Consider the following 15,247-nt stretch of genomic DNA (forward strand, 5'->3'; position numbering starts at 1 on the left):
TTCCCGGAGCCGGGCGGGTCGCACTTCGAGACATGAGCGCCTTGGAATCGATTCGGACGGCCGGGCGCTGGCAGCGGCCTCGTTCCAGATATAGCACGGAGCGCTCGTACCTGTATGCAGACCTTTTGCCGGACAGCGCTGGCGGGGCTGTGAAGCACCACGAAAAAAGCCGGGGCGCAGGGCCCCGGCCTCTGTTTCGCGCCGCTGTGGGCTGGGGATCAGGGCACGGGCACGTAGTCCAGCGCCCCGCCCTTCATGTCCGGCACCAGCAGGTGGCGGCCGTCGGCGCTGATGCCGATATCGGCCGCGGCCTTGTACGCATCGGACAGGAGCTTGGGCGTTGCCGTGGGGCTGCTCAGCAGGAACAGGCGACCATTGCCCCAGTCACTGACGTACAGGTTGCCACGGGCGTCCCGGACCAGGCCGTCGGCGGCGCCGAGCCCCCGGTTCAGCCCGGTAAGCTCGCCGCTGGCCAGATCCAGGCGGATCAGCCGGCCGGATCCGAAATCGGCCACGAGCAGATGCTTCAGCCCGTCCATGAGCAGGCCGTTCGGCCGGACGCCGGCCTCCAGGGTCGCGCTGCCGATCACCTCCGTTACGCCGCCGTCCGGCGCGATGCGGTAGACCCCGGCGTGGCCGCCGTCCTCGGTCCCGCTGTCGGAGACGTAGACGTTGCCGCCGCCGTCGATCTCCACGTCATTGAGGAAAGTGGGGGTGCCCGGGAAGGCATCGGCCGCCGCCAGCACCTCGGTGGACCCGTCCAGCCCCACCTTGACCACGCGGGTCTTGTCAGCCACGTAGAGGCTGCCGTTCCAGAGGTCCAGGCCCTTGGGATCGTTCAGCCCCTCGGCGAGCACGCTCTTGCCGCCGTCCGGGGCAATGGCGCGGATGCGGCCGTCGCCGTCCTTGTTGAAGCCGCCCACCTCGGAAACGAACACCCGGCCGTCGGGATGCGCCACCGCCGACTCCGGCGCGGCGAGGCCCTTCACCATGGCCTTTCCGGTCCGGGTGCTCCCGGCACCGGAGGCCGCGCCGCCGGTCCGCTCGCCGTAGCTGATGCGGTATATCACCCCGGCGTAGTCATCCGAGACCAGCAGGGAGCCGTCCGGGAGCTGGAGGGTATCCACGGGCCGACCCCAGGCCTCGCCGTTCTGCAGCCAGCCGTCCACGAAGACCTCCTTGCCGGCAGCGCTCCCGGAATCGTCGAAGCGCACCCGCATGAGCCGGTAGCCGATGGGGGAGGAACGGTTCCAGGAACCGTGCTGCGCCACGATGGCGTCCCCGCGGTAGGCCGCCGGGAACATGCCTCCCGTATAGAAGTCAAGGCCAAGATTGGCCGTATGGGCACGGAAGGTCTCCACCGGGTAGGTCACCTGCTGCGGCGGCTGCTTGTCCGCCCACTGCTTCTGCCGGTCCTTGCCGCCCGCATAGTAGGGGAAGCCGAAGTGCATTCCCGCCTCGGGCGCCGCGTTGAGCTCCCCGGCGGGGCGCTCGTCGCCCATCATGTCCACGCCGTTGTCGGTGAAGTACAGCGTGCCGCTGCCGGGCTGGAAATCCATGCCGACGGAATTGCGGATTCCCTCGGCATAGACCTCCACGTCGGAGCCATCCGGGTCCATGCGGATGATGCTCGCCTCTATGTCCTGCGGATCGCAGATGTTGCACGGCGCGCCCACGGTGACGTAGAGCTTGCCGTCGGGCCCGAGCTCCAGGTAGCGCCAGCCGTGATGGGCCTTGTCCGGCAGCCCCGTGAAGACCTCCTGCCGCATCTTCTCGAAGGGCATGTTCAGGTCGAAGCCGACACCGCCCACCCGCGTGATGCGGTGCTGCTCCGCCACGTACAGATTGCCCTCGTGCATGGCCACGCCGTTGCCGACCTTGAGGTCGTCCATCAGCGTCAGCACGCGGTCGGCGCTGCGGTCCTTGTCCTTGTCCACCACGGCGTACAGCTTCTTGCCGCGGGTACCCACGAATACCGTGCCCGTGGACTGGCCGAGCGCCATGGAGCGGGCGCCCGGAACCTCCGCGTAGATTTCCACGTGAAAGCCGTCCGGCAGGTTCAGTTTCTCCAGGTTCTCCTCCATGGCCGGGCTGGCGGCGGAGGCTGAGCCCGCCGCCAGGAGCAGCAGGAGCCCGGTAATTATTTTTCGGTAATGACGCATTGGTTGTTCCTGTTGGGTGCGGGCTGGTCCGTCCGGCGCGGGCCATCGACCAGCCGGTGGAAGCTCGCGATACTGTGCCCCAGCAGGTAATATTGATCCAATATCAATTCCGGATTTCGTGATGCACTGGAAGTATCTATCCCGGGTTCAGCTGGGCGAGCTGGAGGCCGCGGCATAACCGGCACGGTGCGCATCGGCTTCTCGGAGGCGGCCATGTCCAGTTTCCTGCCGCTGCTGCTCCGGGCGGTAAAACGCGCCTGCACCGGCTGCAGCCTGGAGGTCGCCGAGGGGGTACGTACCCGGCGCTTCGATGCGGGGTTCGCACTGGCTCGGCCCCGGGCCACGGAGCTGGACGTGGAGTAGCGAGCCCGGCGGATGGCCTATCGAAATCCCGGGCTTTCCAATTTGCGACTGCGGCTCCCGGCCAACTTGCCGGCCTTCGGCAAGACCGACGATGGGGGCAGGGCACAGGCAGGAGCTGGGGGGACGCAGGGACAGGGCGCCCGCGGGATCTCCCTCACTGTGGGCCATGGGGAGATTGCGGCGGTCCCACTCCGGAGAAGCCTAGTCGTCCGAATCGGGCATAGCGAATACCTGATCAAGAATCGTTTCGGAGGCAGTATCCATGTTGGCCCCGAGGAGCATGACCATCTTGGTCAGCTCCGCCGGGGACCGGGCCTCCATTTTCCTGAGCAGGTTCGAGCGGTGGACATCGACGGTCTTATTGGACATGTTCAGCTTCCAGGCAATGGTCTTGGTGGGCAATCCGTCACAGAGGAGCCGGGCCACCTCGCTTTCCCGGGCCGTCAAAGTGCTCAACCGTTCCTGAACAGCCCTCCGTTGCTGCCGAGCTTGCTGGGCCTCCAGATTGGACTGCAAGGCCCTTTGCACCACTTCAATGAGCTCTTGGTCGTTGCAGTTCTTCCCCAGAAAGTCGGCCGCCCCGTTCTTTAAGGCCCGGCGAGCCAGGTCATGGTCCCCGTGGCCGGTCAAGAAGATAACCGGCAGCTCGGGATAGTTCTCCCGGACCCAGCCGAACAGCTCGAATCCGCTTATCTGGGGCATCCGAATATCCAGGAGCAAACAGCCGTTCCCCCCGGCATAATTGTCCATGAATGCCTGGGCCGAGGAGAAAGTTTCGGTTTGGATCCCCACCGAATCAAGCAGCACATCGAGGGCCTTACACACCCCTTCATCATCATCCACGATGAAAACGCAGTTCTCGCTGGTCTGTGGCTCCAATCTACTGCTCCCACGAATTGGCCCCGTACGGGCCGCCTAAAGGGTTTTCCCCGAGTGGCCGCCATACGATAAGGCTGTTGCCCTGAAGTGCTGTAACTGCCCCCCATCCCCCCATACACCGACACCAACCGGTACCTGACCGTTCAGCTTCCGTTCGGCCGCAGCCGGTGGTGCGCCAGAAGGCGCTGCGGCAGCCGGCGGATACCCAAACCGCGGCACTCCCGCCGTCCCCCGAGAACGGTAACAGCCGGCGTCGCCTGTAAGCACCCGGCCGAAGAGGCGGGCACCCCGGTAGCCGGGCCGCGCGAAGCGCCGCACCACGCGCCCGCATGGTCTAAAGAATTTCCCTAGTAAGGGCCAAGGATCGGGGGGACTTTCTCCTATTGTCGGGGTATCGACCCATTTTTAGCCTAAGGTCAGTTCTTGACCGGCGCCAGGGGTGGGCCCCATTGGGCTCCCGGGGCTTTCCGGTCAGCCGGGGTATCGGAGCAAGAGCAGACCGAATGGCATCACCCTCCGTTCCGGAGGGCTCTTATAACAGCCAGAGCGGCCGGGCCCGAAAGATGCCGGCCGGCGGATGGAGGATGGACCGGTCATGGCGAGTGGAAACCAGCGCAGACACCCGAACCGGGACCGACGCATAGCCCGGGAGGTTCTCTCCGGGCGCTCCTTGCGGCAGATCTCGGAACGGGAAGGAATCAGCAGGGAACGGGCCAGGCAGATTGCGCTTCGGATCATCAGGGAATTGCTGGCCAAACATCCCGAGATCAAGAAGCAGATGCTCGATAAATACCGGGGGACGCAAGCGTCCGGTATGGAAAAGCTCCGTGGGATCTCTCATTTGCTCTATCCCCACCTGGCGGGATGGGGCGAGGAAATGAGCGGCTCACCCGGGCTATCCCATCCCTGTCCCTGAGCGCCGGGGCGCGGAGAAATTTCCAGAGTTAGCGCATCCCCAGCGCCCGGCTTGGCAATTTCCCTTTACTGGTCCCCGCCAGGAACCTACCCATTACCCGGGGAGGCATCATGCCCGAGGAATTCCATAATCTAGAGATCGCCCTTACCTGCCCCGAGTGCGGACACGAGCGCAAGGCGCCCATCTCCCGTCTGACCCCCGACGGGTCCCTGCCGTGCTTCCAGTGCTACGCCGACATCTTCATCTCCCGGGAGGAGGTGACCAGTATCCACCACCGCTTCCGGCGCCTCATCCACTCCCTCGCCGATACCCACCCGTAGAGGGAAAAGCGCAGGTTCGAGCGCCGAATCAGCGGGTTGGCCCCGACCAAACGGACGGGGAGCCAGGCCGCGCGTCAGTTACCTTGCGGCCCGGCCATTCCTGTTGGGACAAGGGGCAAGCACGCCGGCATGCCGGGAAAACCCGGCTGGAAGAATCCGCGGGGAAAACTGTGACAAAAATTCGGGCCGCCGGGCTCACCGGCAGGACTGCCGAGTGGGAAGTGAGCCGGGCGACCCGAATTTTCAAAGGCTTGTATGGTGCGCGATGCAGGATTCGAACCTGCGACCTTCGGCTCCGGAGGCCGACGCTCTATCCAGCTGAGCTAATCGCGCTTGGGAAGTTTATTAGGATACCGTTACGCGACTCGGCCTGTCCACCCTTTCGGCCTTCCGTTTCGCGGCCTGGCCGATCCGGAAAGAAACCTACCTCCTCTCCCCGACCCTATGGGGCCGGGCCGCACCCAGCCGTTTCAATACCTCCCGGCCGGAAGAATCCCCGCGCCTTTCCGGTCGAAATTCCTACCCATAACGGCCATCGACCCGGCTTTGGTGCCGGGCTGGAGGCTTCATGGACCAACGGATACGCCAACGAGGATGCATACCATGCTCAACCAAGCATCGCGGGGCAGTTTGCCGGCCATCCTGGTCGCCTGGCTCCTCGTTCTGCTTCTGGCGGGCTGCCAGAATCTGCCGGGAACCCGACAGCAGCAGACCACCGCCGGGGGCGCGGCCGCCGGCGCTGCGCTGGGCGCCATGATGACGGAGAACAATGTCACCGGGGCCTTGCTCGGCGGTGCCCTGGGCGGGGGCGGCGGCTATCTGCTCGGCGGCGAGAGCAGAGACGAGGACGATGCCCGTCAAGCCGCCCGGGAGGCGCAATCCGATCCGGTAACCGCGGCACAGGTGGAGGAGGACGGGGATACGGTCGACATCAACGACAACGGCTTCGTGACCATGGACGAAGTCATCGCCATGGAAGAGGCCGGGCTGAGCGATGAGGAAATAATCGACCGCCTCGAGGCCACCGACTAGGAGCTCGCGCTCAGCGAATCACAGCAGGGGCTCCTGCGCGACGAGGGCGTAAGCGGCGACGTCATCGAGGCCATGGAAGAGATGGGCTCCGAAAACGCCTGAGCCGACTCCCGGGACAACGGCCACGGGCGCCGGAACGGGCCTACTCCTCGTTGACCCGGATGCGCCGGATGCTCGTGCAGGCACCGGTGGCCTCATCCACCTGAACCAGCACGGAGTTCAGCTCGGCGGGCCCGCTTGCGGCCTCGAAGCGCTCGGGCAGCTTGTGGACCATGCGCTTGAGGACGTTCTCCTTCTTGATGCCGATCACGGAATCGAAGGTACCGGTCATGCCCACATCGGAGATGAAGCCGGTATGGTCCTTGAGGATGCGCTCGTCGGCCGTGGGGACGTGCGTGTGCGTGCCCACCACCACCGAAGCCCGTCCTGCCAGGTGCCAGCCCATGGCCCACTTTTCGCTGGTGGTCTCGCAGTGCATGTCCACGAACACCGTTTTCACGTGGTCCGGCTTCTCGGACAGGATGCGGTCGGCGGTCTGGAAGGGGCAGTCCACAGGGTCCATGAACACCCGCCCCATGAGGTTCAGCACGCCCACCGCATGACCGCCGGCGCTTTCGAATATGTACCAGCCCCGCCCCGGGGTCGTGGGCGGATAGTTCTGGGGCCGCAGCAGGCGGCGCTGGCGGGCGATGTAGGGCTGGGTCTCCTTCTTATCCCAGATGTGGTTGCCGGAGGTGATCACATCGGCCTTGGCCAGGATCTCCTCGCCCATCTCCTCGGTGATGCCGAATCCGCCCGCGGCGTTCTCGCCGTTGACTATCAGCAGGTCCACGTCCAGACGCTGCTTGAGGTTGTCGATCTGGTCCCGGAAGATCCGGCGGCCGGGCTTGCCGAAGATGTCGCCCACGAAGAGGATATTCATTTCGCTAGTGCCTTTGGTCCTTTTCCTGCCGCGCACGGCCAGGCCTGAGGTGCGGCCGGAGTGCCGATACGCCGACGTCCCCCCAGTTCCGGCCCCATTCGAGGCCGGGGGTTCCGTTTCCGCGCTTTTTTCCCGAGGGAGGGAAGCTATGGGCGGGAGCCCGCCGCCTCCCTTCCTCTATTCTGCACCCTAATGGGCGACCTCGGTGGCCCGGGTCTCCCGAATCACCGTCACCTTGATCTCGCCCGGGTAGGTGAGCTCGTCCTCGATCTCATGGGCGATCTTGCGGGAAAGCATGAAGGCGCCCTGGTCGTCCATCTCGTCCTGCCGGGCGATGACCCGGAGCTCCCGGCCGGCCTGCAGGGCGTAGGCATGGGCCACGCCCGGAAACCGCCCGGCGATCTCCTCGAGGTCCTCGAGGCGCTTGATGTAGCTGGTCATCTGCTCGCGGCGGGCGCCGGGCCGCGCGGCGGACAGGGCGTCGGCGGCGTGCACGAGCGGAGTGTAGGGGGAAATGGAAGTCACGTCGAAGTGGTGGCCCTCGATGGCGTTGACCACCTCGTCCTTCTCCTTGTACTTGCGCCCCAGATCGCCGCCGATGGCCGCGTGCCCGCCTTCGTGCTCATGGTCCACGGCCTTGCCGATGTCGTGCAGCAGGCCCGCCCGGCGGGCCAGGACCGGATCCAGACCCAGCTCGGAGGCCATGATTCCCGCGAAATGGGCCACCTCGATGGAGTGGTAGAGGACGTTCTGGGTGTAGCTGGTGCGGAATTTCAGCTGGCCGAGGATATTGACCAGGTCTTCGGGCACGCCCCGCACATCGGCGTCCATGAGGGCGTTCTCGCCAGCCTCCTTGACCTCGGCGTCCATGGTCTCCTGCTGCTTCTTGACCGCCTTTTCGATCCGCTCCGGGTGGATGCGGCCGTCCTCCACCAGCTCCTCCAGCACCCGGACGGCGATGGTGCGCCGCATTGGGTTGAAGCAGGAGACCACCACGGCGCCGGGTGTATCGTCGACGATGATGTCCACGCCCAGCTCCCGTTCCAGGGCGCGGATGTTGCGGCCTTCGCGGCCGATGATGCGGCCCTTCATCTCGTCGCCGGGCAGGTTGACCACGGACACCGTGCGCTCGGCCACGTACTCACCGGCCCACCGCTGAATGGCCGTGGCCATGATCTCGGTAGCCTTCGCCTGGGCACGGGCCTTGGCGTCGGCCTCCACCTCACGGATGTAGCTGTCGGCCTCGCGCTGGGCGTCGTCCTTGAGGACGGCCACCATCTCCTTGCGGGCATCCTCCAGGCTGTAGCCGCTGACCTCCTCCAGCCGTTTCCTGCGCTCCTCCTCGAGACCGTCCAGCTCCTGGCGCTTTTCCTCCAGCTCCTTCTGGGACTGCTCCAGGCGGTTCTCCCGCTCGACGAGGTGGGTCTCCTTCTCGTCGAGGGCCTCGAGCTTGCGGATCACCTTTTCCTCCCGTTCCCGGCTATGGCGTTCCCGCTCGGCCACCTCCTCGAGCCGCTTATTGGACTCCGACTCCCGGTCCTTGGCCCGCTCTTCCGCCTTGTCCTCGGCCTCCCGCCGTATTTCCTGCTCCCGCCGTTCCAGGCGTTCTTCCAGCTCCCGCTCCGAGCGCTCGCGCTCGGCATCGAGGCGTGCTTGCTGTTCCCGGCGCAGGCGCCGGGCCCATATATACGTCCCTGCGCCCATCCCGCCTGCTCCGATAAGCAGGCCGATGGCCAGTCCGATCAAGGTTTCCACCACTTATCCTCCGCATCATTGGTCACCAACCCGGCGGCTCGCGGCCACCGGCAACGACCTCCATGGCTAGCGGCACCCGGGGAATCCCATCCCGCCACGGGGATCCGACCCGCGAGGGCCGAAAGTCCGTGAAACGGGGCAAGAATGGGTGCCTCCCCCGGGGTGAATCAATGAAAAATCCGGCCGGCCCCGCGGATCCACCCGCGACGGGGCCTGCATGCCCGTTTCGGCGGGACCCCGGCTTCGGGCTTTCCGGATCCCACCGGCAGACAAACGACCCCGACCGCGGATTCCGTGCAGCGTCGGCACCCGCTATGATTCGGCATCTCGGGAATGGTTCGCGCATGCGGGACCGCGCCGGCCCCAGAGTGCGGCGTGCATCATCGGCGGGGAAGGGGGATTGCCCAGGCTTTGGGGCGGGCTCGTGGGGGCGGGAGCGTTCGTCCGCCTCCGGGACCGGAGACGGAGAATGCTCGCCTCCCCCGGTCACGGGCCACCCCGCACCGGGCAACGAATCGAGCCGCGTGCCGCCCGCTTCGCCCCCGGGGGCGAAGCGGGCGGCCATCCGGGATCGGCGGAACCGCGCGAATCTCGATTCGTCAGGCATAAAAAAACATCCCCCGCTGGTGTCGCTTGGCCGCGTATTTGAACCCACGCTCAACAAGTGGGCGCCCCGTTAACGCTTCCGGAACCCGGCTAGCGGGCTCTCTTCCACGTCAAGTGAGGGCTCCCTGGGTTCAAAAGTGTTGGTTCAAGTTACGCTTCGGCGTTTGCGAACACCGCAGGGGATGTCAAATCGGGCTATTCGGCTGACCGGTCGGGCAGACCGCCTTCGCCTTCCTCCTCGTCCAGGAGTCGCTGGACCGTTTCCAGCATCCGGGAAGTACGGGCCCCGACTTCTTCCGCCTCCTCGCGTCGCCTGTCCTGCATATCGAACAGTTCGTTTGCGATATTAAGCGCGGTCAGAACGGCTATCCGGTCCGTGCCCAGGGCCGCGCCGGAATCGCGCACCTCGCGCATCTTCTCGTCCACGAAGCGGGCAAGCCGTTCGAGGCGTTCCCGCTCGGTATCCGGGCAGCGAACCCAGTACTCCTTGCCCAGAATTACCACCGGAACGGTTTGGGTGCCATCCGTTTTCATTCGCTGTCCGCGATCGCCGCATCCACCCGGCGAAGCAGGGCCGCCAACCGCTCTCGCAGCCGGCCGCGCTCCGCCTCCAGGTACTGGTTGCGTATCCGCAGCCCTTCAACCTGCCGGCGGAGCTCCGCGCAATGCTCCAGCTCCCGGGTCAGGCGATCCCGTTCCGCCCGCAGGTCATTGATCTCGGCCGCCAATCGGGCCAGCTCGGCCTCGAGCTGTGCCAGCCTATCACGCACGAACTCCCCTTAAAGGAAACGGTGCTCGTTCGACGTGGCCCTATTGTGGCCTATCTGCAAGCGGCATTAAAGTTGACACCGACGCCTTGTCCGGATCCCGGTGTCGCGGCGCACGGCTTCGCTACCCACGCGGACCTGCAGCCACTGCGTCCGCGCCCTCTGAGACCCCGGCGGCCGGCGCTTAGTTCAGCAGGTTGCGCATCTGGTCGAGGCTGGCCGCGCCCAGGGCCTGGCTCTGCTCGGGATCCTCGGCCTCCAGGCGGTCCCAGCTGAGCTCTTCCTCGGGAAGCTCGTCGAGAAACCGCGACGGCTCGCATTCCAGGGTCTCGCCGTAGCGGCGGCGGCTGCGCGCCCAGGACAGCGTGAGGCCGTATTGTGCCCTGGTGAGGCCCACGTAGGCCAGACGCCGCTCCTCCTCCACCGTATCGGCCTCCAGGCTGTTGCGGTGCGGCAGGATCTCCTCCTCCATGCCCACCAGGAAGACGTAGGGAAACTCCAGCCCCTTGGCGGTATGCAGGGTCATCAGGTGCACCCCGTCGGCCTCCTCCGCCTCTTCCTGCCGGTCCAGGGCGGAGAGCAGGGTCAGCCGGCGGACGAAGGCCCCCATGGGATCGTCTTCGGCGCCCTCGTTTTCCTCATGGAACCGCGTCAGCCAGTTGAGCAGGTTGTCCACGTTGCCCGCCCGGCGCTCCGCCCCCTTGTCGCTTTCGGCGCGCTCGGCGATGAAGTCCTTGTAGCCGATTTCCTCCACCAAGTCGCAGGCGGCCCGGCCAGGATCCTCGTTGTCGCAGCGGGCCCCGTAAGTCTCAATGAGCCCGGCGAATTCCGCAAGCCCCGTGGCCGCCCGCTTGGGCAGCTGGTCGCGCAGCTCCGTGTCCCCCGCGGCGGCGCACAGGCTGATGCCCGCCTCGGTGGCCAGCCCGGCGAGCCGCTCGAGGCTTTCGGCCCCCACGCCGCGCCGGGGCGTGTTCACGGCCCGCAGGAAGGCGATGTCGTCATCGGGGTTGGCCAGAAGCCGGAAATAGGCCACCACATCCCGGACCTCCGCCCGATCGAAGAAGGACATGCCGCCGTATAGCTGATACGGGATGCCCTGGTCGCGCAGGGCCCGCTCCAGCTCCCGGGACTGGTGGTTGGAGCGGTACAGCATGGCGTAGTCGCCGTAGCGGGTGGCGTTCTGGAAGCGGTGGCGCAGGAGGGCGGAGATCACCCGCTCCGCCTCGTGCTCGGCGTCCTTGGCCTCCAGCACCTGAATCGCCTCTCCCCCGCCCCGGTCGGACCAAAGGCGCTTCTCGAACAGATGGGGATTGTTGGCGATCAGACGGTTGGCGGCGTTGAGGATGCGGCCGCTGCAGCGGTAGTTCTGCTCGAGCTTCACCACCTGGAGCGCCGGATAGTCGGCCTGCAGGTGGTGAAGCAGCTCCGGGGAAGCGCCGCGCCAGGCGTATATGGACTGGTCGTCGTCCCCCACCACCGTGACGCTGCCCGCATCCCCCACCAGCTTGCGCATCAGTGCGTACTGGGCGCCGTTGATGTCCTGGAACTCGTCCACCAGCAGGTGGCGGCAGCGCTCGCGCCACCGGTCGCCCACGTCGGGGTGCTCCTCGAACAGCCTGACCGGCAGGCCGATCAGATCGTCGAAATCCACCGCGTTGTGGGCATGGAGGGACTCCTGGTAGCGGGCATAGACCCGGGCGGCGCGCAGGTCGTGGTCGTTGGCCGCCTGCTCCAGGGCGGCCGCCGGGCCCACCAGATCGTTCTTCCAGTCGGAGATCCGGGCGCGCACCTCGTCCGGCTGGGTGGCGCCGAAGTTGCCCGTTTCCTGCATGAGCCCGCGCACGAGGCCGATCTGATCCTCGGTGTCGAAGATGGAGAAGGGCTCACGATAGCCGAGCCGGGTGATCTCCCGCTGCAGGATCTTCATGCCCAGGCGGTGGAAGGTGGACACGGTTAGGCCGCGCGCCGAGCGGTCCTCCAGCCGCTCGCGGACACGGCCTTCCATCTCCCGGGCCGCCTTGTTGGTGAACGTGACGGCGATGATGGAGCGCGCCGGCAGTCCCTCGGATTCGATCAGGTGCGCGATCTTGGCGGTGATGACCCGGGTCTTTCCGGAACCGGCTCCGGCCAGCACCAGCAGCGGCCCCTCGCTCGTGAGCACAGCGCTGCGCTGCTGCGGATTGAGTCCCTCGGCATGACCGCTCATTCCGGCGCACCAATGCGGAGCATACGCTTCCACCAGGTCCGCTTCCCCTCGCGGCCTTCCCCACGGGGGGCGAAAACGGTGGGGTCCACCGGATAGCGGCTGAGCACCAGCCAGGGCCGCACGGGCTCGCCGCCCACGCGGCAGGCGTCCCCGGCCCGCCTGGGATGGAAGATCTTGATCAAATTAGGCGCCTCGGCATCATCGACGAAAACCAGATTGCAGAATTCCCCCTTCTTGAGTCGGCGCATCTCGGCGAGGCGGGTGCGCAGGAGACGCGCTGCGCCGGCGCCGTCCAGGCGCTCCGCATCGTCGCTCTCCTCCGCTTCGGGCCGGGCCGCGTACCAGACACCGCCCATGGCCTCCACCCCCCGGGCCGCGTCCTCCGCCTGCTCCCAGCGGATACAGCCGGTGAATCGGCCCCAGTAACGCTCGGCGAACCGCTCCATAGCCGGTACCCCCTCCTGGCTGGCTGGGCGAATTCTAGCCCCGATCCGTCCCGCTGCCCACCGGCGCGGCGGAAACACGGATCGTATCGTCCCCTACCGTCCCGGGAGCCGCGACGGGCCCTACGCCTTCCTGGCGTTCCACTTGCGGATGCAGTCCGGGAAGGTTTCGGCGGGCACCGGCCGGGCGTAGAGAAAGCCCTGGCCGTAGGTGCAGCCCATGGCATCCAGCGCCTCGCCCTGCTCCGCCGTCTCGATGCCCTCGGCAACGGTCTCCAGGCCCATTCCCGCAGCCATTTCCAGGATCACCGACGCCAGGGGCGTGGTCCCCTCGGGCGCCGGCAGGGGATCGACGAACTGCTTGTCGATCTTCACGGAATCGATGGGCAGGCGGTGGATATAGGCCAGGGAGGAATACCCGGTGCCGAAATCGTCCACGGCCACCCGCACCCCGGCTTGACGCAGATGCTGCAGGTTGGCCACCGTGGCCCCGCCCTCCGGCCCGGCCAGAACCCGCTCGGTAACCTCCACCTCAAGGGCGGATCCGGCCACGCCATGCCGGCGCAGCCGCTCCAGAACCCCCTCGGCCCAGGCGGGATCGTGGAGCTCGGGGGCGGCGACGTTCACGGCACCGTACAATCCGGGCACCACGGCCCCCTGGTTCCACTCCGCCAGCCACGCCACCGCCTGATCCAGCACCCACTTGCCCAGATCCACGATCAGACCGGATTGCTCTGCGGCCGGAATGAATTGACTCGGAGGCACCGAGCCCAGCTCCGGATCCTCCCAGCGCAGCAGGAATTCCCCCCCGGTCATGGTCCAGTCGCTCAGGCGAACCTGGGGCTGGATAAACAGACGCAGCCCGCGGTTCCGCTGCAGGGCCTCCCGCAGCCCTGCCTCCATCCGCGCCTTGTGGTCCTCCGACTCGCGCAGGGCGATATCGTGCCGAACGATCCGGGAGATGCGATGGCGCTTGGAGGACACGAGCGCGGTATTGGCGTCCCGGAGGAGGTCGGCGGGCGCGGCCCGTTCGTCACCGTCCCGGAAGGACCGGACGCCGAGCCGGTAATCGGTGTGGAACAGTGCGTACCCCGTGCGCACCTCCCTGGGCAGCGCCGCCAGCAGCGAATCCATGTCGGCCCGGTCCAGCGCGGCGCCGTCGCCGGGCACCACTCCGAACAGGGCGCCGTCGATGCGGGCCACCACGGTTTCCGCACCGAAGCGCTCCATGACGGCATGCCTCAGCGCCTCCCCCACTTCCGCCAGCATGGCATAGGCCGCCTGGTATCCGCCCTGGGCCACCTTGACGCCGAAACGATCCAGGCCGACCAGGAGCACCCCCGGGCGGTGGCGCGCATCCAGCACCTCCAGCAGCCACTGACGATTGGGCAGGCCGGTGGGCGCGTCCTCGTAGGCCATCCGCCGCAGGCGGTTCTCGGCGCGCCGCCTTTCGGTGATATCCCGGGCGTACAGATGGTACTTCTGCAGGTCGGCCAGCCAGCCCCATTCGATCCGCAGGATCCGTCCGCCCCGCTCCACTTCCCGGCTGCCCTCCCGGCGCTCCAGAACGGCGGTGCGCGTCGCTTCATCCAGGAGGTCTCCCCCATGCGCACCCGGCCCGATCAGGGCGCCGGCCAGCCGATCCGCACCGGGATTGCTGTACGTCACGCGTCCGGATCCATCCAAGGTCAGCACCGAATCCGGATTGCGTCTGGGAAACTCGGCCAATGCCTGGTTTTCCCGGGCGATGCTCCGTATACGCCACAGGACCCAGCCCACGGCCAGGGCGATCAGGAAGATCACCACCGCGTACAGCGTTACCAGGCGGGACATGAAGGCGAGATTGTCCCGGTTGTCCGCGTCGGCCGCCATGGCTCGATCTTCGAGCTGCTGCTGCAGCGCCTCAAGGTGCAGGGCCATGGCCTCGCGGTGCTCGGTCATGGCGGCCAGCTGGGCACGGGCAGCGTCCCAGTCCGTCTCCGGGGAGCGCAGATTGGCGAAGAGCCGGCGGGACTGCGCGCGGATGATGGACCAGTGCTCGGCGAGGCGGGCGACCCGTTCCCGGGATAGCCCCCATCCGGATAAACGGGGCCACCTTTCGCTGATCTCCCGCCGGACCGACTGCTGCCGGCCGGCCAGCCGATCGGGCTCGACGGCGCCGTAAGCCTCGTAGGCCAGGCGCTCGTGCTCCAGCAGTCTCGTGCGGAAGGCATCCAGCGCCCGTGTCTGCCCCATTGCCTCCCGCACCAGCGCCCTGCTGGAGCGGGACGTATCCTGCGCCGCCTGGCGAACCAGGAGCGACGCCACGAGACCGACGGCGAGAATGGCAAGGATCAGGACGTACAGAACGGCACGGTAACGGTTCACCGAGCCGGATGGTTCCATGGGTGCCTCCGGACGCGGACGGAGCCGGACCGCCGTGCGCCCGGAATGCGGGCGGGGCGATTCACCGGCGACAATGGCCGAATGTGCCGGAGGGAGGGGCTGTCTGTCCACTCTTCCCCGGTGCCCGGGACGGCCCCGTGTCCCCTCAGCGCCCCATGCGCCCCGCGAGCAGATGGTCGAAGCTCATCCGGTCCGCGCCGCGCAGGATCAGCGGCAAGAGCATGACCAGCAAGAGCCGCCGCGCTTCCAGCCGTTGTCACAGACGTTGTAGCCCTGCCCGGCGTGGACGGCGTACCAGGCCACCACGTCCAGGAGCATCGGCGCGGTAGGGAAGTACCGGGTTGCCAGGCCCACCAGCAGGGCCCGGGCCCCCGCGGTCTCGATGGCCGTGGCAGGAGCCAGCTGGCCTCCGCCGGCAGGACATTGGAGGGGAACGGGAATTGTCCCTGGATCTGGCCGAACCGGAAGAATTTCCGGTTCCTCGGCCAGGC

12 protein-coding genes, 1 tRNA gene and 1 other RNA gene are annotated in these 15,247 nt (G+C 67.0%); 3 read left to right on the top strand and 11 right to left on the bottom strand.

Annotated features, from left to right (window positions below):
• Window positions 1-218: 218 nt before the first annotated feature.
• A complete protein-coding gene (locus tag ACERLL_RS11045) occupies window positions 219-2,162 on the bottom strand; it encodes an SMP-30/gluconolactonase/LRE family protein (RefSeq protein ID WP_373656154.1) in 1,944 nt (647 codons plus the stop codon).
• A gap of 213 nt (window positions 2,163-2,375) precedes the next feature.
• Between ACERLL_RS11045 and ACERLL_RS11050 the strand changes: the two genes are divergently transcribed.
• Entirely contained in the window at window positions 2,376-2,525 is a 150-nt protein-coding gene (locus ACERLL_RS11050) for a hypothetical protein (protein ID WP_373656155.1), read from the top strand.
• 201 nt (window positions 2,526-2,726) lie between these two features.
• On the opposite strand, the gene ACERLL_RS11055 is transcribed toward ACERLL_RS11050, so the two are convergent.
• On the bottom strand, window positions 2,727-3,404 hold the full coding sequence (locus ACERLL_RS11055) for a response regulator transcription factor (RefSeq protein ID WP_373656156.1): 678 nt from the start codon (window positions 3,402-3,404) through the stop codon (window positions 2,727-2,729).
• A 1,026-nt stretch (window positions 3,405-4,430) separates the two neighbouring features.
• Here ACERLL_RS11055 and ACERLL_RS11060 point away from each other — a divergent pair.
• The gene (locus tag ACERLL_RS11060; protein ID WP_373656157.1) at window positions 4,431-4,640 is read left to right on the top strand and encodes a hypothetical protein; all 210 of its coding nucleotides are present in this window, start codon (window positions 4,431-4,433) and stop codon (window positions 4,638-4,640) included.
• Between the two features lie 256 nt (window positions 4,641-4,896).
• Here the strand turns inward: ACERLL_RS11060 and ACERLL_RS11065 are convergent.
• Window positions 4,897-4,973 (bottom strand) — tRNA-Arg (locus ACERLL_RS11065).
• A gap of 270 nt (window positions 4,974-5,243) precedes the next feature.
• Here ACERLL_RS11065 and ACERLL_RS11070 point away from each other — a divergent pair.
• Complete coding sequence (locus ACERLL_RS11070; protein ID WP_373656158.1) at window positions 5,244-5,672, top strand: hypothetical protein; 429 nt, start codon at window positions 5,244-5,246, stop codon at window positions 5,670-5,672.
• A gap of 142 nt (window positions 5,673-5,814) precedes the next feature.
• Here ACERLL_RS11070 and ACERLL_RS11075 read toward each other — a convergent pair whose 3' ends face one another.
• From ACERLL_RS11075 to ACERLL_RS11110, 8 genes are all read right to left on the bottom strand, one after another.
• Window positions 5,815-6,594: a TIGR00282 family metallophosphoesterase gene (locus ACERLL_RS11075; protein ID WP_373656159.1), complete on the bottom strand. Its 780-nt coding sequence runs from the start codon at window positions 6,592-6,594 to the stop codon at window positions 5,815-5,817.
• A gap of 189 nt (window positions 6,595-6,783) precedes the next feature.
• Window positions 6,784-8,352 carry a ribonuclease Y gene (rny, locus tag ACERLL_RS11080; protein WP_373656160.1) on the bottom strand — a complete coding sequence of 523 codons (1,569 nt, stop codon included), beginning with the start codon at window positions 8,350-8,352 and terminating at the stop codon, window positions 6,784-6,786.
• Window positions 8,353-8,962: 610 nt separating this feature from the next.
• Window positions 8,963-9,140: non-coding RNA, 6S RNA (gene ssrS, locus ACERLL_RS11085), on the bottom strand.
• Between the two features lie 10 nt (window positions 9,141-9,150).
• The gene (locus ACERLL_RS11090; RefSeq protein WP_373656161.1) at window positions 9,151-9,489 is read right to left on the bottom strand and encodes a cell division protein ZapA; all 339 of its coding nucleotides are present in this window, start codon (window positions 9,487-9,489) and stop codon (window positions 9,151-9,153) included.
• Window positions 9,486-9,725, bottom strand: a complete 240-nt coding sequence (locus ACERLL_RS11095; protein WP_373656162.1) for a hypothetical protein — start codon at window positions 9,723-9,725, stop codon at window positions 9,486-9,488. The genes ACERLL_RS11090 and ACERLL_RS11095 overlap by 4 nt, the downstream gene beginning before the upstream one ends.
• 181 nt (window positions 9,726-9,906) lie before the next feature.
• Window positions 9,907-11,928, bottom strand: a complete 2,022-nt coding sequence (locus ACERLL_RS11100; protein WP_373656163.1) for a UvrD-helicase domain-containing protein — start codon at window positions 11,926-11,928, stop codon at window positions 9,907-9,909.
• Window positions 11,925-12,374, bottom strand: coding sequence for a hypothetical protein (locus tag ACERLL_RS11105; protein WP_373656164.1), 450 nt, complete (start codon window positions 12,372-12,374; stop codon window positions 11,925-11,927). The genes ACERLL_RS11100 and ACERLL_RS11105 overlap by 4 nt, the downstream gene beginning before the upstream one ends.
• A 120-nt stretch (window positions 12,375-12,494) precedes the next feature.
• On the bottom strand, window positions 12,495-14,756 hold the full coding sequence (locus tag ACERLL_RS11110) for a putative bifunctional diguanylate cyclase/phosphodiesterase (RefSeq protein WP_373656165.1): 2,262 nt from the start codon (window positions 14,754-14,756) through the stop codon (window positions 12,495-12,497).
• Between the last annotated feature and the right edge of the window lie 491 nt (window positions 14,757-15,247).

Origin of the sequence: Thiohalorhabdus sp. Cl-TMA (genome assembly GCF_041821045.1) — a bacterium.
Lineage (GTDB): Bacteria > Pseudomonadota > Gammaproteobacteria > Thiohalorhabdales > Thiohalorhabdaceae > Thiohalorhabdus > Thiohalorhabdus methylotropha.